This is a genomic window from Pseudomonas sp. NFX71 (assembly GCF_048079215.1).
GTDB lineage: Bacteria > Pseudomonadota > Gammaproteobacteria > Pseudomonadales > Pseudomonadaceae > Aquipseudomonas > Aquipseudomonas fluorescens_B.
The window spans coordinates 2,167,995-2,188,855 of sequence record NZ_CP182230.1; the positions used below are offsets into that span (position 1 = coordinate 2,167,995).

A 20,861-nucleotide genomic window follows, 5' to 3' on the forward strand; every position below is an offset into this window, starting at 1 on the left:
CGATCAGTTGGTGATGAACTTGGCGCTGACGTACGGCGCGTAGTCCGGCAGTACGGCCTCGACTTTGCCTTGTTCCTTGAGGAACACGGCGGTGTCGGTGATGGCTTTGGTGGTCGGCGCACCGAGGGTGATCACCTGATCAGCCGCCAGCGGATAGACGTTGCCTTGCAGCAACAGCGGAATGTCGCTGGCCTTGGCGCCGGACAGCCTCACCAGTTTGTCGACGTTGGACTGATTGGCGAGCCAGGCTTGCGGATCCTTGCGGTAATCGGCGTAGGCGTCGAGGGTGACTTTAGCGAACGCGGTGACGATTTCCGGGTGCTTCTGGGCGAAGTCTTTACGCACGATCCATGCATCGAAGGTCGGTGCGCCGAACTTGGCCAGTTCGCCGGAGGTGATCAGTACTTTGCCGTTTTCCTTGGCTACACCGAGCGCCGGATCCCAAACGTAAGTGGCGTCGATGTCACCGCGCTTCCACGCCGCAATGATCGCCGGCGGCGCGAGGTTGAGCACCGTGACTTTCGACGGGTCAATGTTCCAGTGCTTCAACGCGGCCAGCAGGCTGTAGTGACCGGTGGAAACGAACGGCACGGCAATTTTCTTGCCGATCAGGTCTTGCGGCGTCTTGATCCCGGACCCGTCGCGGGCGACCAAGGCTTCCGCGGCGCCGATTTGCGTGGCAATCAGAAAAGTTTCTACGGGAACTTTACGAGTGATCGCAGCCGTCAGGGGGCTGGAGCCGAGGTAACCGATCTGCACATCACCGGACGCGATGGCGGCGATGATGTCGGCGCCGTTGTCGAATTTGCGCCAGTCGATTTTGGCGTTGGTGGCTTTTTCGTACGCGCCGTCGGCCTGGGCGACTTTCGCCGGGTCTACGGTGGTCTGGTAAGCGACGGTCACGTCAGCCGCCTGGGCAAAGAAACTCGCTGCCGCCAAAGACGCGGCTGCCAGGAGGCGAAGAGGGGAATTCAGTTTCATTGGGAAGCTCCTTTTCAGACGAACCGAGAGTCGGCGTGAAAACGAGACTAAATGATATAAGAATCCGAAAATAAATAACTTTTTCGAATGAGCTTATGAGCGGAAAATTCTAAGAGAGAGTCGTTGTCGACCGCTTTCGTGGCGAGGGAGCTTGCTCCCGCTGGAGGCCGAAGGACTCCCGATCCAGACAATCGCATTCTGGAAGATAAAACAGGGTTGTCTGGTTGTGCGGCTGCTGTGCAGCCAAGCGGGAGCAAGCTCCCTCGCCACAATGATTTGCAGTGACTGAGGGAGCGAGTGAAGGTTAGTTGCTGATTGCCAGAATGCTCGCCTGATACGAACCGACAAACACATCGAAATCGCCGACTTCGTTCTGTTCCAGCTCTACTTGCTCAGCCAGCGAGGTACGTGCACGGTCTTCAAATTTCGCCTGGTCTTCGCCTGAAAGCGGCTCGCTGCGGAAAAATTCCGCGTGGGCCTCGCTCTGACGCAGGGAGAACTGGCTGAAGCTTTCCTTGTGCTCGGCCATCGCCGCCAGCACCTGGGCCGATGGCGTCAGGGACGGGTCCTTGACCTTGGCCAGTTGCGCATCCAGCGCCTTGCTGTGCGCATCGCCGCCATGGCTCTGATCCAATAATGCCGCCAGTGGTGCAATTTTCTCTAACAGATCGCCAGCCCACTCTTTCAGGTCAACCGGTTGACCGTCGCGCTGCAGTTGCAGGCCCGGACGGCGACCTTCCTTGACCACGCTGAGGAAGTTCGAGGTGGCGTTGCCGCATGAAGTATTGGTCAGCAGCGGGCTGTCGTTCAGCGCGCAATACAGCAGGAACGCATCGAGGAAGCGCGATTCGGTGAGGTCGATGCCCATTGGCAGGAACGGGTTGATGTCCAGGCAACGGACTTCAACGTACTGGATGCCACGGGCCACCAGCGCCTGGATCGGTCGTTCGCCGGTGTAGGTCACGCGTTTCGGGCGGATGTTGGAGTAGTACTCGTTTTCGATCTGCAGGATGTTGGTGTTGAGCTGAACCCACTCACCGTCCTGATGGGTACCGATTTCAACGTACGGTGGGTACGGCGTAGCCACCGCTTTGCGCAGGCTGTCGGTGTAGCTCGTCAGATCGTTGTAGCAGGGCGTCAGACCGGCCTGGGCGTTGCTCTGGTAACCCAGGTCGCTCATGCGCAGGCTGGTGGCGTACGGCAGGTACAAAGTGTCCGGGTCCAGTTGCTCCAACTGGTGCGAGCGACCGCGCAGGAAACCGGCGTCCAGCGCTGGAGAGGCACCGAACAGGTACATCAACAGCCAGCTGTAGCGACGGAAGTTGCGGATCAGGGCAATGTAGGCCGACGACTGATAGTCGCGGTCAGTGCCGACAAAGCCTTCGGCTTCTTTGAGCAGCGGCCAGAGTTTTTCCGGCAGGGAAAAGTTGTAGTGAATCCCGGCGATGCACTGCATGGTCTTGCCGTAGCGAAGGGCCAGGCCCTTGCGGTAGACATACTTGAGCTTGCCGATGTTGGACGTGCCGTAATAGGCGATCGGGATATCTTCCTCGGCCGGCAACGGGCACGGCATCGACGGACTCCACAGGTACTCGTTGCCGAGCTTGCTGTAGGCAAAACGGTGAATCTTGTCCAGGCTCGCCAGGGTGTCGGCCGGGTCGGGCAGGGCGGGGGTGATGAACTCCAGCAGTGACTCGGAATAGTCAGTGGTGATTTGTTCGTTGGTCAGCGCGGAACCCAATTCTTCCGGGTGCGGCGTTTGCGCCAGGCGACCTTCGCCGGTCACGCGCAGGCATTCACGTTCGATGCCGTGAAGGCACTGTTCGAGCAGAGAGAGGTTAGCGCGCTCGCCGAGCAGAGCCAGGCGGCGGTTGAGAAGTTCGCTCAAGTTGGATTCCTTCACGCGTCAGTCGCCCCAATATGGGGGTGGGCAAGACGGTCTACAAGGGTGAAGTTGAAACTGGCGTTTTCGCCTGGTTTTTGAGCCGCTCAGGCCATATGCCGGTCAGTCAGTAACCGCACAATCCCTGTGGGAGCGAGTCTGCTCGGGATGAGGGAGTGTCAGGCGACATTTTTGTCGGCTGACACACCCTCATCCCGAGCAGGCTCGCTCCCACAGGATTCGTTGCGCTGAAATTAACTCAAAATGATGGCAATCATCTACAGGACAGCGAACGTGCCTTGTGCTTTTGCGACGAGTTTGTCGCCCTGCATCACGTCGGCTTCGACCACCAGCGTGCGGCGACCCGGATGAATCACCCGCGCCGTGCACATCACCTCACCGTCTGCGACGGCGCGGATGTAGTTGATCTTGCACTCGATGGTCGCGCTCTGCTGGTCAAAGCCGTGGGTGCTGGAACAGGCCAGCCCCATGGCAATGTCCACCAGGCTGAACAGGGCCCCGCCGTGCAGCTTGCCGCCGCGATTGCGCAGTTCTGGTTCCAGCGCCAGGGCGACTTGCGCCACCCCGGCCTCCAGACTGTGCAAGCGACATCCCAGCAACTTGAAAAAAGCGCTTTCGGTCAGCCCGGCCGGAATGTCCATCAGCGTTTCTTCAATTGCTTGGCGTTGGCGAACAGCGAAGCCATGGCGTTGTTGGCCGGGGCCGCCGCCGTGGTTTCCTTGCGTGGTGCAGTGTTCTGGGACTGGCGCGGTGCCGACCCCGGACGCGCACCACGGGCGCCGTCGATTTTCTCGCCCGGAGTGTCGCTCATGCGCATCGACAGGCCTACGCGTTTGCGCGGGATATCGACTTCCATGACCTTCACTTTCACCACGTCACCGGCCTTCACCGCTTCGCGCGGATCCTTGATGAACTTCTCCGAAAGCGCGGAGATGTGCACCAAACCGTCCTGATGCACGCCGATGTCGACGAACGCGCCGAAGTTGGTCACGTTGGTCACGACGCCTTCGAGGATCATGCCCAGCTGCAGGTCCTTGAGGTCTTCGACGCCTTCCTGGAACTCGGCGGTCTTGAACTCGGGACGCGGGTCACGGCCCGGTTTTTCCAGCTCTTGCAGAATGTCGGTGACCGTTGGCAGACCAAAGGTTTCGTCGGTGTACTTCTTCGGGTCGAGACGCTTGAGGAAGCTCGCATCACCAATCAGCGAGCGGATATCGCGGTCGGTTTCAGCGGCAATACGCTGCACCAGCGGATACGCTTCCGGGTGAACCGCCGACGAATCCAGCGGGTTGTCGCCGTTCATCACGCGTAGGAAGCCGGCTGCCTGCTCGAACGTTTTCTCGCCCAGACGCGCGACTTTCTTCAACGCTGCACGGGTTTTGAACGCGCCGTGCTCGTCGCGGTGGCTGACGATGTTCTGCGCCAAAGTGGCGTTGAGGCCGGAAATACGGGCCAGCAGCGCCACGGAAGCGGTGTTCACGTCCACGCCCACGGCGTTCACGCAGTCTTCGACTACCGCGTCCAGGCCGCGCGCCAGTTTCAGCTGCGACACGTCGTGCTGGTACTGGCCGACGCCGATGGATTTCGGATCGATCTTCACCAGCTCGGCCAGTGGATCCTGCAAGCGACGAGCGATGGATACCGCGCCACGGATCGACACGTCGAGGTCCGGGAATTCCTTGGAGGCCAGTTCCGACGCCGAGTAAACCGATGCGCCGGCCTCGGACACCATGACTTTGGTCATCTTCATGGCCGGGTATTTTTTGATCAGTTCAGCGGCCAGCTTGTCGGTCTCGCGGCTGGCGGTGCCATTGCCGATGGCAATCAGGTCCACCGAGTGCTTGGCGCACAGGGCTGCAAGTATCGCGAGGGTCTGGTCCCATTTGTTGTGTGGCACGTGCGGGTAAACCGTGGCGTGATCCAGCAGCTTGCCGGTGGCGTCGACCACAGCGACCTTGCAACCGGTGCGCAGGCCCGGGTCGAGGCCCAGCGTGGCGCGTGGGCCGGCCGGGGCCGACAGCAGCAGGTCGTGCAGGTTGTGCGCGAACACATTGATCGCTTCGGTTTCCGCACCGTCGCGCAGTTCGCCCAACAGGTCGGTTTCCAAGTGGGTGTAGAGCTTGACCTTCCAGGTCCAGCGCACCACTTCACCCAGCCATTTGTCGGCAGGGCGGTTCTGGTTCTGGATGCCGAACTGCTGGCCGATCATGCCTTCGCACGGGTGCATGGTGCCCGGCAGTTCGTCGCCGACTTTCAGCGCGGAGCTGAGAATGCCTTCGTTGCGGCCACGGAAAATCGCCAGCGCGCGGTGCGACGGCATGCTTTTCAGCGGTTCATCATGTTCGAAATAATCGCGGAACTTGGCACCTTCCTCTTCCTTGCCGGCAATCACGCGGGCACTGAGGGTGGCTTCCTGCTTGAGGTAGCTGCGCAGCTTGTCCAGCAAACCGGCGTCTTCGGCGAAGCGTTCCATCAGGATGTATTTGGCGCCTTCGAGGGCAGCCTTTACATCGGCGACGCCTTTTTCGGCATCAACGAAGCGCGCAGCTTCGGTGTCTGGCGTCAGGGTCGGGTCGTTGAACAGGCCGTCGGCCAGCTCGCCGAGGCCGGCTTCCAGGGCGATCTGGCCCTTGGTGCGGCGCTTCTGCTTGTACGGCAGGTACAAGTCTTCGAGGCGGGTCTTGGTGTCGGCGAGCTTGATGTCGCGTTCAAGTTGCGGGGTCAGCTTGCCTTGCTCCTGGATGCTGGCAAGGATGCTGATGCGCCGTTCGTCGAGTTCTCGCAGGTAGCGCAGACGCTCTTCCAGATGACGCAACTGGATGTCATCGAGGCTGCCGGTCACTTCTTTCCGGTAACGGGCGATGAAGGGAACGGTAGAGCCTTCATCGAGTAGCGCGACGGCCGCTTCGACCTGTTGTGGGCGTACGCCGAGTTCCTCGGCGATGCGGCTGTTGATGCTGTCCATAAAACCACCTGACAAATTGTGAAAGCAGGCTCGCGGGCGCATGAATAAAGGCTCGGCGAGTCTGGTTGAGCGGCCTGGCCTGCGCCGCTACCTGAATCAACAGGCATCCCGTTGACCCGTGAAATCGAACAAATACTGCCAGCGCCTTGAAAATAAAAAGCGGCTGCCGCAGTAATGATCAGACGTTGCCTGACACAAAAGGCCGCGCATTATAACCAGCGTTCTGTCATTCGGGGGCATCACAGGCTGTAGGCACAATGCCCGGATTCCTGGCGGTGAAGGAAAAATCTGCTAACAATGCACACGGTGCGTATAACGGCAGCTACGCCATAATGCGCGCCGAGATCAAAGGAGCATCCAATGAGCAGCACTGCAAACATTGCTGAAGGCGAAAAAATTCTTATCGTTGACGACGATCCGGGGCTCAGCAGCCTGCTGGAGCGCTTTTTCGTCAGCAAGGGCTATCGCGCCCGCGCCGTACCGAACACTGAGCAAATGGACCGCCTGCTGGCGCGTGAAGTGTTCAACCTGGTCGTCCTCGACCTGATGCTGCCCGGCGAAGACGGTCTGACCGCCTGCCGCCGCCTGCGCACGGCGAACAATCAGATTCCGATCATCATGCTCACCGCCAAGGGCGACGAGCTGAGCCGCATCAAGGGCCTGGAGCTGGGCGCCGACGATTACCTGGCCAAGCCGTTCAACCCGGACGAGCTGATGGCGCGCGTCAAAGCCGTCCTGCGTCGTCAGTCCGCTCCGGTGCCGGGCGCGCCGGGCAGCGAAGACGAAAGCGTGACCTTCGGTGACTATGAACTGTCGCTGGCCACTCGCGAACTGAAGCGCGGTGACGAAGTGCACATGCTCACCACCGGTGAGTTTGCGGTGCTCAAGGCGTTGGTCATGAACGCGCGTCAGCCTCTGACTCGCGACAAACTGATGAACCTGGCCCGAGGCCGCGAGTGGGATGCCCTGGAGCGTTCCATCGACGTGCAGATATCCCGTCTGCGCCGGATGATCGAACCCGATCCATCCAAGCCGCGTTACATCCAGACCGTCTGGGGCGTGGGCTACGTGTTCGTTCCGGATGGCGCCGCCACCAAGTGATCGGCGATTTGTAGGAGCGGGTCGCGCGGATGATGTTGTCCGCAGACTCGCGATCCGCAATATGCGAGCATCGCTCGCTCCTGCAAGTGTGTAGCGGTTATCCATGAAAACCCCCGTTTGGTTCCCCCAGAGTTTCTTCTCCCGCACCCTGTGGCTGGTGCTGATCGTCGTCCTGTTCTCCAAGGCGCTGACCCTGGTTTATCTGTTGATGAACGAAGACGTGCTGGTGGATCGCCAATACAGCCACGGCGTCGCCCTGACGCTACGCGCCTATTGGGCGGCGGATGAAAACAACCGTGAAAAGATTGCCGAAGCCGCGACTCTGATCCGGGTGGTGGGTGCCGGCGTGCCGGAAGGCGAGCAACACTGGCCTTACAGCGAGATCTACCAGCGGCAGATGCAGGCAGAGCTTGGCGCCGACACCGAGGTGCGATTGCGCATGCACTCGCCACCGGCCCTGTGGGTTCGGGCGCCCAGTCTCGGTGATGGCTGGCTGAAAGTGCCGCTGTACCCGCATCCTTTGCGCGGCCAGAAAATCTGGAACGTGCTCGGCTGGTTCCTTGCCATCGGCTTGCTGTCCACCGCCTCGGCGTGGATCTTCGTCAGTCAACTCAATCAACCTTTGAAACGCCTGGTCTATGCCGCGAGGCAACTCGGCCAGGGCCGTAGTGTGCGTCTGCCGATCAGCGATACGCCAAGCGAGATGACCGAGGTGTATCGCGCCTTCAACCAGATGGCTGAAGACGTCGAACAGGCCGGCCGCGAGCGCGAGCTGATGCTGGCCGGCGTGTCCCATGACTTGCGTACGCCACTGACGCGATTGCGGCTGTCCCTGGAACTGATGGGCGACCACAGCGACCTGACGGACGACATGGTGCGCGACATCGAAGACATGGACGCGATTCTCGACCAGTTCCTCGCGTTCATTCGCGATGGTCGCGATGAATCGGTGGAAGAGGTGGATTTGACCGACCTGGTGCGTGAAGTCGCCGCGCCGTACAACCAGAATGAAGAGAAAGTGCGCCTGCGCCTGGAGCCGATTCAGCCGTTCCCGTTGCGTCGGGTGTCAATGAAGCGCCTGCTGAACAACCTGATCGGCAACGCGCTGCATCATGCTGGCAGTGGGGTCGAAGTGGCGGCTTATGTTTCCGGGGATGTGAGCGCTCCTTACGTGGTGCTGAGCGTCATGGACCGTGGTGCGGGCATTGATCCGTCGGAGCTGGAGGCGATCTTCAATCCGTTCACTCGTGGGGATCGAGCTCGCGGTGGTAAAGGGACCGGGTTGGGCCTGGCGATCGTGAAGCGGATTGCTTCGATGCATGGTGGGAATGTCGAGTTGCGCAACCGGTCGGGTGGCGGACTGGAAGCGCGGGTGCGGTTACCGCTTGGGTTGATGTTGCCGCGGGATGCGGTTTAAAGACCAGCATTGTCAGTGGGGCTTAAGGCCTCATCGCGAGCGGGCTCGCTCTCACATTGAAATACGTTTCCCTTGTGGGAGCGAGCCTGCTCGCGAAGGCGGTCTTCCGACCGCCATAAATCTCAGGGTTTAACCTTTCCCTTTGGTCCGCGTCATATTCGGCCCGCCATTCTTCTCAAGATGCTCAATGATGATCCCCGCCACATTCTTTCCGGTGGTGGTTTCAATCCCTTCCAGACCGGGCGAAGAATTCACTTCCATCACCAGCGGCCCGTGATTGGAACGCAGGATATCCACGCCCGCCACCGCCAAACCCATCACTTTCGCTGCACGCAACGCAGTCATGCGTTCTTCCGGTGTGATCTTGATCAGGCTGGCGCTGCCACCGCGATGCAGGTTGGAGCGAAACTCCCCGGGCTTGGCCTGACGCTTCATCGCCGCAATCACCTTGTCGCCCACCACGAAGCAACGAATGTCCGCACCGCCGGCTTCCTTGATGTACTCCTGAACCATGATGTTCTGCTTGAGGCCCATGAACGCCTCGATCACCGATTCCGCCGCCGTCGCGGTTTCACACAGCACTACGCCAATCCCCTGGGTGCCTTCCAGCACCTTGATCACCAGCGGTGCGCCGTTGACCATGTCGATCAGGTCGGGAATGTCATCCGGGGAATGCGCAAATCCGGTGACCGGCAAACCGATTCCACGGCGAGACAGCAATTGCAGCGAACGCAGTTTGTCCCGCGAGCGGGCAATGGCCACCGATTCGTTGAGCGGAAACACCCCCATCATTTCGAACTGGCGCAACACCGCGCAGCCATAGAACGTTACCGATGCACCGATCCGCGGGATCACCGCGTCGAAACCTTCCAGCGGTTTGCCGCGGTAGTGGATCTGCGGCTTGTGACTGGCAATGTTCATGTAGGCGCGCAGGGTGTCGATCACCACCATTTCATGGCCACGCTCGGTACCGGCTTCGACCAGACGACGAGTGGAATACAGACGCGGGTTCCGCGACAGCACAGCGATCTTCATGCAACACCTGTGGAAGAGGTAGATACCGGGAACACCGGCTTGTCTTGTACATATTTAATGCCCGGATTGACCACCAACTGGCCGTCGATCAGGGCTTTGGAACCGAGTAACAGGCGATAACGCATGGACTTGCGACAGGCGAGGGTGAACTCGACCCGCCAGACCCGATCACCGAGGGCCAGGGTGGTGCTGACCACGTAACGCTTCTGCGCATGGCCGTTGGAGCTTTTGATGGTTTTCATCGTCACCAGTGGTGCTTCGCAGCGGCGGTGACGCAGTTGCACGACCGTGCCCAGGTGCGCGGTGAAGCGCACCCAGCTCTCGCCTTCGCGCTCGAACGGCTCGATGTCGGTGGCGTGCAGGCTGGAGGTGCTGGCGCCAGTGTCGATTTTTGCCCGCAGGCCCGCGACTCCCAAATCCGGGAGCGCCACCCACTCGCGCAGACCGATAACGGTCAAATGGTCAAATGTCTTCAATAGGAAAAACCGGCGATTATCGCGTCCAGGCTTCAGGTGGTACCTGAGCCAACGCTTTGAATGCAGGTTTGGCGAACCAGTAACCCTGCATCAGAAAAATTCCACAGTCCGCCAGGAAATCCCGTTCTCCGGCGCTTTCAATGCCTTCGGCGATGACTGTAACGTCCAACTCCGCACAGATTGTGACAATCCCCCGAACGATAGCCTGACGAACACGATCGCGGTCGACATCGCGGATCAGCGCCATGTCGAGTTTGATCAGGTCCGGTTGGAAATCAGCCAGCAGATTGAGCCCCGAGTAGCCCGCGCCGAAATCGTCGATGGCGGTCTTGAAGCCGAATTCGCGGTATTCACGCAGAATATTAGTCAAATGGCGATAGTTATCTACGTGCTCGCTTTCCAGGGTTTCGAAAATCAGACGGTCGATGGGGAAGCTGTGTGTTTTCGCGGCCTCTAGCGTGCTGCGGATACAGAGTTCGGGGCGGTAGACAGCGTTGGGCATGAAGTTGATCGATAAGTGTGTCTGCATGTTTAGACGAGCCGCGCCTGCAATGGCTCGAGTCCGGCAGAGCTGGTCAAAGCGGTAGCGATTCGCTTCTGTAATCTGCTCAAGCACAGACAGAGCGCCTTCCCCCGCGATGCCGCGTACCAAGGCTTCATGGGCGAAAACCGACTGATCCCGCAAGTCGACGATCGGTTGGTAGGCAAAGGCAAAGTCGAAGCCCAGCGGCTCGCTTTGCTGACAGCCCTGGCAACCATTTTGAGGCGAGGTCAATGAAGCCGGAAATATAGTCACTCGATCACTCCATGCCGGGGATCCGGCCTTGGTCACAGTCTATCTGGAGAGCCGGGTTGTTGCGCCCGACAGAAACGGTAGTACAGTTCCGACTATTGGCGGAAAGAGGAATTCAAGTGGCACAAAAACAGGAAGAAGACGACAAGGTCCGTCTCGATAAATGGTTGTGGGCCGCGCGTTTTTATAAAACACGTGCCTTGGCCAAGGCCGCGATTGAAAGCGGCAAGGTGCATTGCCGGGGCGAGCGCTGCAAGCCGGGCAAGGAGCCCAGGATCGGCGACGAGTTTCAGATTCGTACCGGGTTCGAGGAGCGCACGGTGGTGGTCCAGGCGTTGTCGATCGTGCGCCGTGGCGCGCCGGAGGCTCAGGCGTTGTACGCCGAAACCGAAGCCAGCATCGCCAAGCGCGAAGCGGCTGCGGCCATGCGCAAGGCCGGTTCGTTGGGCGTGAGCACCGATGGCAAGCCGAGCAAGAAACAGCGGCGGGATCTGTTTAAGTTTCGTGGGAGCAGTAACGACGAGTAGGGCTGGCAGATGTGTGTTGCCTGCAAAAAGATCGCAGCCTTCGGCAGCTCCTACGGGTGTACGCATTCCCATGTAGGCGCTGCCGAAGGCTGCGGTCTTTCAGGATCACCGCGTTACCCAGGCGAAGCGCTACACCACACACATCCGCGAAACCATCGGCATTTTTCCCAGCAGTCCGAACAACGCCAGCCCCCGGATCACCAGTGAAGCTAGATCATCCCGACCACCGCATCGAACGGGCGCAGACTTGCAATTGCCCAGCTGTGCAGCCATATCGGGTGAGTCGCCAGCGGCGAATTGAGTGGGTGAAACAGCCACTCGTCGAAAATCACACACAGCCTTTGACCCGTAGGCCATAACCAGAAGGCCAGCAGTGCCAGAGGCACAACATTGCAGAACGCCAACCGGTGGGTGTTCCACCTTGCTTGGAACAAACCCGGATTGTTCATAAAATGCCTCCCTTGGCTGAACGTCGCGCACCAAAACGGTGCCGTGTGGGCGCAATTTCACGTTCTGCAATTATTTGTCATTACTTCAGATACCCAGACCTATGACCGAGCTACCGGATACCGACTACACCCAACGCTTCATCTTCGATGACAGCGACACCCGCGGCGAGCTGGTGTCGTTGGAGCGCAGCTACGCCGAAGTCCTCGCCAAACACGCGTACCCGGAGCCGGTAAAACAACTGCTCGGCGAACTGATGGCCGCGGCTTCGTTGCTGGTCGGCACCTTGAAGTTCGATGGGTTGCTGATTCTCCAGGCCCGCTCCGATGGTCCGGTGCCGTTGCTGATGATCGAATGTTCCAGCGAGCGCGAAATCCGTGGCCTGGCCCGTTACGAGGCCGACCAGATCGCCCCCGACGCAACCCTCGCCGACCTGATGCCCAACGGCGTATTGGCACTGACCGTCGACCCGACCCAAGGCCAGCGCTACCAGGGCATCGTCGACCTGGATGGCGAAACCCTGTCGGAGTGCTTCACCAATTATTTCGTCATGTCCCAACAGGTGGGTACGCGTTTCTGGCTGTACGCCGATGGCCGTCGCGCCCGGGGCCTGCTGCTGCAGCAACTGCCCGCCGACCGTCTGAAAGACGAAGAAGAACGCGCCGCCAGTTGGCAGCATGTCACTGCATTGGCCGGCACCCTGACCGCCGATGAATTGCTCAGCCTGGACAACGAAACCGTGCTCCATCGCCTCTACCACGAAGAGCAGGTTCGGCTGTTTGATGTGCAGAAGCTACGCTTCCGTTGCAGCTGCTCGCGCGAACGTTCTGCCAATGCACTGGTCAGTTTGGGTCAGGAAGATGCCCAGGCACTGGTCATCGAACACGGTGGCCACATCGAGATCGATTGCCAGTTCTGTAACCAGCGCTACCTGTTCGACGCCGCCGATATCAGTCAATTGTTCGCTGGCGCAGGTGTCGAGACGCCGTCAGATACCCGGCACTAAAACGGTTCAGCGCAGGTAAATTCACTGGATAGCGCCGGAATAACGCCGTTCTGACGGGAGGGCCCTACTATTTTTGGGCGTTTCTGGCATAATCCGGCCCACTTTTTGTCGCGGTAGTAGTGCACGACTTTCTACTACAAAACGTTTGGAGCACACTCGGCCACTGGCCGACGGGGAATCTCATGACGCAAGCCAATAACGCCGTGTACACCGATCTGAGTGTTGATGATCTGGTAAAAGAAGCTCTGAATCGCGGTGAAGGCGAGCTTGCCGACACTGGCGCACTGGTTGTTCGCACCGGTCACCGTACCGGCCGCTCGCCAGTCGACCGTTTCATCGTTGAAGAGCCGACCACCCAGGCCGCCATCGCCTGGGGCCCTATCAACCGCAAGTTCCCGGCCGACAAGTTCGATGCCCTGTGGGCTCGCGTCGAGGCGTTCAACAACGCGCAAGAGCATTTCGTTTCCCACGTTCATGTAGGTGCGTCTGAAGACCACTACCTGGCCGTGAAAATGACCACCCAGACTGCCTGGCAGAACCTGTTCGGTCGTTGCCTGTTCATCAACCCGGAAAAATACAACCCGGCTGGCCGTGATGAGTGGCAAGTGCTCAACGTTGCCAACTTCGAATGCGTGCCAGAGCGTGACGGCACCAACTCCGATGGTTGCGTGATCCTCAACTTCGCCCAGAAGAAAGTGCTGATCGCTGGCATGCGCTACGCCGGCGAAATGAAAAAAGCCATGTTCTCGGTGCAGAACTTCCTGCTGCCGGCTGCCGACGTACTGCCGATGCACTGCGCCGCCAACATCGGCGAAGCCGGCGACGTGACCCTGTTCTTCGGCCTGTCCGGCACCGGTAAAACCACCCTGTCCGCCGACGAAAGCCGCTACCTGATCGGTGACGACGAACACGGCTGGGGCGAAGGCGTTGTCTTCAACATCGAAGGCGGCTGCTACGCCAAGTGCATCGACCTGTCGGAGAAGAACGAGCCGGTCATCTGGAAAGCCATCAAGCACGGCGCCGTCCTGGAAAACGTCGTGATCGACGACGCCAAGCACGCCGACTACGCCGATGTCAGCCTGACCCAGAACAGCCGCGCCGCCTACCCGCTGGAGCACGTTGCCAAGCGTTCCGAGAAAAACCTCGGTGGCGAGCCAAACGCTGTGATCTTCCTGACCTGCGACCTGACCGGCGTCCTGCCGCCCGTCTCGATCCTCAGCGAAGAACAAGCGGCCTACCACTTCCTGTCCGGCTACACCGCACTGGTGGGCTCGACTGAGATGGGTTCCGGCAGCGGCATCAAGTCGACCTTCTCCACCTGCTTCGGCGCTCCGTTCTTCCCGCGTCCGGCCGGTGAATACGCAGAGCTGCTGATCAAGCGCATCCGCGGCTTCGGCTCCAAGGTCTACCTGGTCAACACCGGCTGGACCGGCGGCGGCTACGGCGTCGGCAAACGCTTCAACATCCCGACCACTCGCGGCGTGATCGCAGCGATCCAGAGCGGCGCGTTGATCGGTGTTGAAACCGAGCACCTCGACACCATCAACCTCGACGTGCCACTGGCCGTACCGGGCGTTGAGACTGGCCTGTTGAACCCACGTAATACCTGGGCTGACAAGGCTGCTTATGATGAAGCCGCTAAAGCACTGGCCGGGTTGTTCGTTGAGAACTTCAAGAAGTTCGAAGTGAGCGACGCGATCAAGGCTGCTGGGCCGAAGTTGTGAGAGCTGGTTTGATGGAATGAGAAAGCCGCCCTTTGGGGCGGCTTTTTTGTATGTGCAATTCAGGCTGTCAGGCACACCGTAACTGCCATTATTCCAACCGAAAAGGCACTAAACGACCAGAATAATGGCACTTACGCGTTCGGCTAGATGCCTTCCAATTCCTGTGTCTCCCACCGTTGCACTTTGATCGCTTGGTAAAGCATTCCGATGGTTAGCGGGACTTTGTCACCGCGCCCCTTCGCCCGGCGCTTTTGAAACACATCAAACCCTTCCGGTTGGAAGTAGCGATAAGCGTCGTAGTCGATGAAGTCGATTCCAAACTGTTCTTCCAGGGCTTCCATCAGGTTTCGCGCATCGGCGCCGTCACAGCCCAGGTCGAAGTTGATCGAGGTGTTGAGGCTGATAGTTTTGCGTTCGGGCAGGCCGAGTTCTTCGTGCAGCAACTGCATGAGCAGGTGCATGGCGTGATCGTCGGGGAAGTTGGAAGCGAGGTTCATGATTGAGTCCAGTTGAAGGCAAGGCTGGCGCCGATGCTTATCAGCGCCTCCTGACACGCGCTGTTGAGTAGGTCCTTCAGAGCTCTTGAAGCCCTCAGGACTCAAGATGACCCTGCGGTTGACTCAGTCCACGGCCACTTCTGTCTAGCATGCAGTATCCGCACTACTTCTACCGTTTCATCCAGGACCATGTAGACCATGATGTAATTCGATGTGGCGACGATTTCATGAGTACCAAAAACTCTACCCCTCCTATACAGCTTTGGTCGCTGACGTGCTTGGTCTGCTTTGAGCTCAAAGATTTCGTCTAAAACAAGGGCCGCGTCAGGGTTGTCCTGACAAATATGATTCATGATGTTATCCCGGTCAGTCAGCGCCGAGGGGCGCCAAACTACCCGCATCAGCGCGCCCGTTGACGTATGGCATCACGTTTGGCAGCAAAGATTCGGCGCGCCTCTTCGTCGCTAACACTTGGCCGAGGATCATCAATGCTGGCCTGAACCTGTTTCCTGAACCACTCCTCGTAAGCAGCCGCTTCGTGAACTTGCTTCATTGCGTCGGAGCGGTCAGGGCGAGAATAGGTTTTTACTTGAAGGGGGTCATAGCTCGAAGCGTCGACATCGAAATGATTGATGCCTATTCCTTGCAAATAGATCACTAGGGTTTCGAGTCGTTTGAATAGGCGTATTTGCTGGCTGCGTTGCGCTGCCAGAGAATGCTTTTTTGATCCATGTTGGACCTGAATCGCCCAACCACCTTGCTTGGCTACGATGTGAATGGCGCTAACAGCGTCGCTTTCAACCAGTTTGACGAGTGCGCTGTGATCAATCGTTTCGGTTGTCATAAGAAGGAGCCTATGGCTGATCAGTGGCTCACATGCTACGCAATCAATAATAGTTTGCAATCTTCTGTCTCCATTAAGGATGTAGGAATTAGTATCCTTTTTCGTGGGCAGCCAGCTCACAGTGAGGCTGGCATACCCTGTGAACACGGTGTGTCAGGCCGGTGCTTTCCAGCCCATCATGCGTTGTTGGGCGACTTTCAGTAGGTCGCAGCCGTCCTGAGTCAACAGGTAGAGGGCGTGGGTGATATGCGGGATGTCTTCGACGTCACCGTTTTTGAAGCATTGGCAATGTAGGGTTTTGAGTAGGTCGCTGGAAGCGCGGATGCGCTGGAGGGCGGCTTCGAGGATGTCTTGCGGATTGGCCTCTGTGTCGATGATCAGGGGCGGGGAATCGGTGAGGTTTGTTTCGAGTGGGCGGTAGCGGTTTGGAAACGGATTTAATATGGTCACTGAAGAACACCTCTAATTAATTGGGAATATGCGTTCTCTTTGTCGAGTGACCAAGCCCGAGTCGCTGATTTGGCAGCGACGGTCTGACTATAGGTGTGAGTCGCCGGTTGGCGATAGGCGACAAGGTGCCTTCTGTTGTAGGACCGGGATGAAGCTTTGATAGGGCGTTGCCTACGTACTTATCCCCCGTCGAATTTCTCTCGTTTATTGATATGCAGGCACACCGCGTTATCGTTCTTCGCGGGCAAGCCTCGCTCCTCCAGGGGGGTGTGGGTGGGCATTAACCAGCGGTGAGTTTTGGGAGGCGTTGGCGGGCGATGTCGAGGAGTTCGTTGCCGTCCTGGGTCAGCAGGTAAAGCGCGTTGACGATGTTGGGAATGTCGCTCGCGTCCGCCTGTTTGAAGCATAGGCAGTACAGCGTTTCGAGCAGGTCGCTGGCGGCGCGGATGCGTTGTCGGGCGGCGTCGAGGATTTCGTGCGGGTCGGCCTCGGTGTCAATCACCAGGACCGGGGTGTCGCTGTAGCGGCTTTTGAGTGGGCAATAGCGGTCTTGCATCTGGGTCCGTCCTGTAGGAAGTCTGGCAGGCCGACACTGTTTCAGCCGCGCCGAAAACTATGAAGCGGACGACGCGTTGCGGCAATACGGCTGCAATCGACACAGTTTGTAGGGGATTTACTGGCCCTCGGGCATTCGCCCTACGCGTTTCCCGAGGTTTTTTTAATCGAAACCCTTACAGGTGAATTTTCCTACGTGTTTCTCAGGCGCAGCGCAGCAAACCTCTGTATCGTGCGCGCCAGAATCTGTAGGGCATTTCGAAAATGCCTGGTTAAGCACTTAAAGGGAATTAGGTATGCAATGGCTACGTATGGCCTCGGTTTTGTTGTTGTGGGCGGGGGCGTGTCGTTTGACCGGCGCGGCTGACGCGGGTAACTCGATGGTGCTGGCCAACATGGACCGCACGGGCTGGCCGGACGCGCTCACCACTCAGGCGAACATGGACACCGCGTCTCGCGCTGAGGTGTTGATGTTCGGCAAGGCGCTGCTGGCCAGCGAAGCGCTGGACGAACAGGGTCTGAAACAACGCCTGGGCGTGCAGGCGGTGAAGCTCAAGTCTGTACGCCAGGTGCGTGATGGCTTGTGGGATCGATTGCTGACCACCTACCGCAATGCCAGCCAAGACTGCGACGGCGAACCGTTCTGCCCCCGTGTGCGAAGCGTCGCTGATTTGCGTCAGTTGGCCGCGGCGTTCACCGGCGAAATCAGCCCGGCCCACGCGGCGTGGGCGAGCAAGAGCCAGGTGTTTCATGAGCAGGCGTTGAATGAGCAACTTCGGGTGGCGGTGTTGGTGCCCTAGTGCTGTCTAGGGCAAGTCCCGGTGACGCTGTCCTCCCCGTTTCGGCTTAGTTGATCGTGGATTTCGGAGCCTGGCGCGAAGCCGCTTCAAGATCCATCAAACCTCGACCGTACGCCTCACTGTTGGCATAGATACCTGTTCGGTTCGCTGTTGCCAGCAGGCGTTCGCGTACTTGTTGCGCGGTAAGTTCGGGGTATCGGCTTTGCAATGCTGCCAGGGCTCCGCTGACCATGGCGGCAGCCGGCGAGGTGCCGGCGGTCTGCACGTACTTTCCGTCCTTGCTGGTGGTCAGCAGTCCTTGCCCAGCGCCGGAATCGCCGCCCGGTACCGCGATGCACCAGGCAGCCGCCACGCCGCAATAGTTGGACTTGGCATTGATGGCGCTGCCGTCGTTTTTCAGTGCAACCACGGCGATCCAGCCCTTTTCCAGTTCGGGTATGGCGATCGGCAAGCCGGGTTCAGCCAACGGTTCCCGTTTCAGTTCGTTACCCGTCGGGAACACAAAAACAGCGCCTTCCTGAACCAGTTTCCGGGCAGTCACCAACGACTCCGGCATGACCTGCTTGTAACGCGCCTCATTGATCTCTGTCGCCGGAATGGCATTGGCCCACGAGTTGTTGAGAATGCGCGCACCTTTGTCGAAGCCGGCCTGCCAGGATTGTGCAATCTCGGTGTCGAAGAAAAATGGCTCGTTGTCGTCGCCGAAACGAAAGGGGATCAGTTGTGCGTTGAAGGCGACACCGTGCATGCCCTGGTCATCTTTGTTGGCGGCGAGAATGCCGGCCATCTGGGTACCGTGACCCACCCGGTCGAAGGTGCCGGCACGGTTCTCGACATAGTCAAAACCCGGGTCAGCGATTCTTCCCTGAAATTCCGGCAAGTTGCTGTTCAGGCCTGAGTCGACAAGCGCTACGGCCACCCCCTGGCCAGTGCCGCCTCGGGCGTAGAGGGCTGACGCGTTAATCACCGCCAGGCCTTGCTGGCCCTGATATTCCAGTGTCTCGAACGGGGTCGGGTCGATGGACGGCTGCGTGGGGTTCGTCAGGCAGCCGCTTAACAAAAAGGTCAATGCGAGCACGGGGGGGAGTAAAAAAATGGGTCGTTGAGGCATGGTCGTTCCTTCGTAAATCTCCGCGCACATCAGGCTTTCCTGCCGTGTTGAACATTGCGCGAAGAGGGCAATTTTTTTTGAAGGTGAACCTTACCGGTGAAAAGGGGTGAAGCGTCAGGGAGGCAAAGTGCCCCGTTTGTTTCAACCTGTGGCGAAGGTTTGGCCTGATGGACGCTGTATCATCCCGTATCGTTTTTGCCCCCGACCTTTTCTCGACTCGCTGCGATCACCGGCTAGGCTTTGGGCTTCGCAGCGGTCAACGGAGTGACAGCTTATGCACAACACCCTGGAACAGGTTTTCGGTTATCCACAGTTTCGGCCCGGCCAGGAGGCGACGATCAGCGCTGTACTGGCCGGGCGTTCGGCGGCGGCGATTTTCCCCACGGGTTCAGGCAAGTCCCTGTGTTACCAGATGTCGGCGGTATTGCTGCCGCACCTGACGCTGGTGGTCTCGCCGTTGTTGGCATTGATGCAGGACCAGTTGGCGTTTCTTCAGCGACACGGGATCGCAGCGGGCAGTATCGATTCGGCCCAGAGCCGCGACGACGCCAGCGATGTGATGGCTCGCGCCAAGTCCGGCGAGCTGAAGATTCTGATGATTTCCGTGGAGCGCCTGAAGAACGAGCGCTTTCGCCATTTCTTGCAGCAGGTGCCGATCTCGCTGCTGGTGGTGGACGAGGCGCATTGCATCTCGGAGTGGGGTCATAACTTCCGCCCCGACTATCTCAAGCTCCCGGACTACCAGCGCCAGTTCAACATCCCTCAGGCGTTGCTGCTGACCGCCACCGCGACCCCGAAAGTGATCGCGGATATGGAAGCGAAATTTTCCATCGCTCCTGAAGACGTGGTCACCACCGGTTTCTATCGGCCGAACCTCAACTTGCTGGTGGAGCCGGTGCGCGGCCAGGACAAACGTCGACGCCTGGTCGAATGGATGAGGGAGCGTCCCGACCAGCCGAGCATCGTCTACGTCACCTTGCAGAAAACCGCCGAGCACATCGCCGAACACCTGGGGCGCAACGGCGTGCAGGCCGAGGCCTATCACGCCGGTTTGCCCCATGAACAACGGGAAGCGATTCAAAAGCGCTTCATGGGCGGTCAGTCCAATTGCATCGTCGCTACCATCGCTTTTGGCATGGGCATCGACAAGAGCGACATTCGCAACGTGGTGCATTTCGACTTGCCCAAATCCATCGAAAACTACAGTCAGGAAATCGGTCGCGCCGGGCGTGACGGGCAACCGTCGGACTGCCTGGTACTGGCCAACCGCGACAGCCTCAACGTGCTGGAAAACTTCGTCTACGGCGACACGCCGGAATTGGACGGCATCCGTCACGTACTCGACGAATTGCAAGCCGCTGCACCCGAGGGGCAATGGGAGTTTCTGCTGGGACCGTTGGCCGATCAGAGCAATATCCGCCAGTTACCGCTCAAGACCTTGCTGGTGCAATTGGAGCTACGCAGGATCATCGCCCCGCGTTACGCCTATTACGCCGAATACCGCTTCAAGTATTTGCAGGAGCCGGAAGACTTGCTGGCCCGCTTCGAGGGTGAGCGCAAGGACTTCGTAGCGGCAATCATCCAGACTTCCACCCGCGCGCGGACCTGGGCCACGGTGAATTTCGATGCGTTGTACGAGCAGCATCGGGCCGAGCGCGATCGGGTGGTCAAGGCACTGGATTATTTCCAGGAAAAGGGCTGGGTCGAGCTGGAAAGCAAACAGATGACCGAGGTCTACAGCCTGCTGCAAACGGACTTCGACAGTCAGGCACTGAGTGCCGAACTGCATGCTTGTTTCACCCAGCATGAACGCACCGAGATCGCGCGAATCCACGCCATGCTGGATCTGTTCGCCACCGAGCATTGCCTGGGTTATCGCCTGGCCGAGTATTTCGGCGACGAAAATGCGCCGCAGCAGTGCGGGCACTGTTCGGTGTGTCATGGGCATGTGGCGCGGCTGCCCGCACCGCCAGAGTTGCCCGCGCTTGTGGATAAAAACTTCGAGGCGCTGTGCGGTGATTTTATCCACAGGCATGAACAGCACGTCGGCAGCGTTCCCTCAGCGGAGCGCGTGACGCGGTTTTTGTGCGGGATCAGCGTGCCGCTGTTTACCAAGCTCAAGGCCCGGTCGATTCCAGGGTTTGCAGCGCTGGAGGATTATCCGTATGGCGATGTGCGGAGTTGGGCTGAGGCGCATTTGCCGGGTTAGATCCATCCGCTGAATGTCCC

General features: G+C 59.1%; 20 protein-coding genes and 1 pseudogene. 7 read left to right on the top strand and 14 right to left on the bottom strand.

The genetic code is table 11. The features are described from left to right. Positions 1 to 3: 3 nt before the first annotated feature. The 4 genes from tauA to ACM1ZW_RS10045 all read right to left on the bottom strand — a co-directional run bounded on the left by tauA (position 4) and on the right by ACM1ZW_RS10045 (position 5,849). Entirely contained in the window at positions 4 to 981 is a 978-nt protein-coding gene (gene tauA, locus ACM1ZW_RS10030; RefSeq protein ID WP_416740476.1) for a taurine ABC transporter substrate-binding protein, read from the bottom strand. A gap of 304 nt (positions 982 to 1,285) precedes the next feature. Continuing rightward, positions 1,286 to 2,869, bottom strand: coding sequence for a glutamate--cysteine ligase (gene gshA, locus ACM1ZW_RS10035; protein WP_031318224.1), 1,584 nt, complete (start codon positions 2,867 to 2,869; stop codon positions 1,286 to 1,288). A gap of 272 nt (positions 2,870 to 3,141) precedes the next feature. Beyond that, entirely contained in the window at positions 3,142 to 3,525 is a 384-nt protein-coding gene (locus ACM1ZW_RS10040; protein ID WP_017335909.1) for a PaaI family thioesterase, read from the bottom strand. After that, the gene (locus tag ACM1ZW_RS10045) at positions 3,525 to 5,849 is read right to left on the bottom strand and encodes a Tex family protein (RefSeq protein ID WP_414883313.1); all 2,325 of its coding nucleotides are present in this window, start codon (positions 5,847 to 5,849) and stop codon (positions 3,525 to 3,527) included. Before ACM1ZW_RS10045 ends, ACM1ZW_RS10040 begins: the two co-directional genes overlap by 1 nt. 360 nt (positions 5,850 to 6,209) lie before the next feature. Here ACM1ZW_RS10045 and ompR point away from each other — a divergent pair, with 360 nt between their 5' ends. Both ompR and ACM1ZW_RS10055 read left to right on the top strand, forming a co-directional pair. Next, the gene (gene ompR, locus ACM1ZW_RS10050; RefSeq protein WP_008149284.1) at positions 6,210 to 6,950 is read left to right on the top strand and encodes a two-component system response regulator OmpR; all 741 of its coding nucleotides are present in this window, start codon (positions 6,210 to 6,212) and stop codon (positions 6,948 to 6,950) included. A 103-nt stretch (positions 6,951 to 7,053) separates the two neighbouring features. Next, on the top strand, positions 7,054 to 8,367 hold the full coding sequence (locus tag ACM1ZW_RS10055; RefSeq protein WP_017335911.1) for an ATP-binding protein: 1,314 nt from the start codon (positions 7,054 to 7,056) through the stop codon (positions 8,365 to 8,367). 129 nt (positions 8,368 to 8,496) lie between these two features. On the opposite strand, the gene rimK is transcribed toward ACM1ZW_RS10055, so the two are convergent. The 3 genes from rimK to ACM1ZW_RS10070 form a co-directional block, all read right to left on the bottom strand. Further along, positions 8,497 to 9,402 (bottom strand): 30S ribosomal protein S6--L-glutamate ligase, encoded by a 906-nt coding sequence (gene rimK / locus ACM1ZW_RS10060; RefSeq protein ID WP_007949201.1) that lies wholly within the window; start codon positions 9,400 to 9,402, stop codon positions 8,497 to 8,499. Next, complete coding sequence (locus ACM1ZW_RS10065; protein ID WP_238588336.1) at positions 9,399 to 9,818, bottom strand: ATP-dependent zinc protease; 420 nt, start codon at positions 9,816 to 9,818, stop codon at positions 9,399 to 9,401. The genes rimK and ACM1ZW_RS10065 overlap by 4 nt, the downstream gene beginning before the upstream one ends. 76 nt (positions 9,819 to 9,894) lie before the next feature. Continuing rightward, complete coding sequence (locus tag ACM1ZW_RS10070; protein WP_017335913.1) at positions 9,895 to 10,674, bottom strand: EAL domain-containing protein; 780 nt, start codon at positions 10,672 to 10,674, stop codon at positions 9,895 to 9,897. 116 nt (positions 10,675 to 10,790) lie between these two features. Between ACM1ZW_RS10070 and ACM1ZW_RS10075 the strand changes: the two genes are divergently transcribed. Next, a complete protein-coding gene (locus ACM1ZW_RS10075; RefSeq protein WP_017335914.1) occupies positions 10,791 to 11,198 on the top strand; it encodes an RNA-binding S4 domain-containing protein in 408 nt (135 codons plus the stop codon). Positions 11,199 to 11,410: 212 nt separating this feature from the next. Here the strand turns inward: ACM1ZW_RS10075 and ACM1ZW_RS10080 are convergent. After that, positions 11,411 to 11,647 (bottom strand): annotated as a pseudogene (locus tag ACM1ZW_RS10080) (phosphoesterase); the annotation flags it as partial. 101 nt (positions 11,648 to 11,748) lie between these two features. On the opposite strand from ACM1ZW_RS10080, the gene hslO reads away from it, so the two are divergent. Beyond that, the gene (gene hslO, locus ACM1ZW_RS10085; protein ID WP_017335916.1) at positions 11,749 to 12,651 is read left to right on the top strand and encodes an Hsp33 family molecular chaperone HslO; all 903 of its coding nucleotides are present in this window, start codon (positions 11,749 to 11,751) and stop codon (positions 12,649 to 12,651) included. Positions 12,652 to 12,833: 182 nt separating this feature from the next. Continuing rightward, entirely contained in the window at positions 12,834 to 14,375 is a 1,542-nt protein-coding gene (locus ACM1ZW_RS10090) for a phosphoenolpyruvate carboxykinase (protein WP_017335917.1), read from the top strand. A gap of 143 nt (positions 14,376 to 14,518) precedes the next feature. Here the strand turns inward: ACM1ZW_RS10090 and ACM1ZW_RS10095 are convergent, their stop codons facing one another. From ACM1ZW_RS10095 to ACM1ZW_RS10115, 5 genes are all read right to left on the bottom strand, one after another. After that, positions 14,519 to 14,872 carry a DUF1493 family protein gene (locus tag ACM1ZW_RS10095; RefSeq protein WP_017335918.1) on the bottom strand — a complete coding sequence of 118 codons (354 nt, stop codon included), beginning with the start codon at positions 14,870 to 14,872 and terminating at the stop codon, positions 14,519 to 14,521. 101 nt (positions 14,873 to 14,973) lie between these two features. Continuing rightward, positions 14,974 to 15,273 carry a type II toxin-antitoxin system RelE/ParE family toxin gene (locus tag ACM1ZW_RS10100; RefSeq protein ID WP_017335919.1) on the bottom strand — a complete coding sequence of 100 codons (300 nt, stop codon included), beginning with the start codon at positions 15,271 to 15,273 and terminating at the stop codon, positions 14,974 to 14,976. Then, positions 15,273 to 15,716, bottom strand: coding sequence for a hypothetical protein (locus tag ACM1ZW_RS10105; protein WP_031318228.1), 444 nt, complete (start codon positions 15,714 to 15,716; stop codon positions 15,273 to 15,275). The genes ACM1ZW_RS10100 and ACM1ZW_RS10105 overlap by 1 nt, the downstream gene beginning before the upstream one ends. A gap of 153 nt (positions 15,717 to 15,869) precedes the next feature. Next, the gene (locus ACM1ZW_RS10110) at positions 15,870 to 16,166 is read right to left on the bottom strand and encodes a hypothetical protein (protein WP_017335921.1); all 297 of its coding nucleotides are present in this window, start codon (positions 16,164 to 16,166) and stop codon (positions 15,870 to 15,872) included. A gap of 280 nt (positions 16,167 to 16,446) precedes the next feature. Then, complete coding sequence (locus tag ACM1ZW_RS10115; RefSeq protein WP_017335922.1) at positions 16,447 to 16,722, bottom strand: hypothetical protein; 276 nt, start codon at positions 16,720 to 16,722, stop codon at positions 16,447 to 16,449. A 295-nt stretch (positions 16,723 to 17,017) separates the two neighbouring features. Between ACM1ZW_RS10115 and ACM1ZW_RS10120 the strand changes: the two genes are divergently transcribed. Further along, complete coding sequence (locus ACM1ZW_RS10120; protein ID WP_017335923.1) at positions 17,018 to 17,521, top strand: hypothetical protein; 504 nt, start codon at positions 17,018 to 17,020, stop codon at positions 17,519 to 17,521. Between the two features lie 46 nt (positions 17,522 to 17,567). On the opposite strand, the gene ACM1ZW_RS10125 is transcribed toward ACM1ZW_RS10120, so the two are convergent. Beyond that, positions 17,568 to 18,632 (bottom strand): S8 family peptidase, encoded by a 1,065-nt coding sequence (locus ACM1ZW_RS10125; protein ID WP_031318230.1) that lies wholly within the window; start codon positions 18,630 to 18,632, stop codon positions 17,568 to 17,570. Between the two features lie 274 nt (positions 18,633 to 18,906). Here ACM1ZW_RS10125 and ACM1ZW_RS10130 point away from each other — a divergent pair, with 274 nt between their 5' ends. Continuing rightward, entirely contained in the window at positions 18,907 to 20,841 is a 1,935-nt protein-coding gene (locus ACM1ZW_RS10130) for a RecQ family ATP-dependent DNA helicase (protein ID WP_416740477.1), read from the top strand. The last annotated feature ends 20 nt before the right edge of the window (positions 20,842 to 20,861 follow it).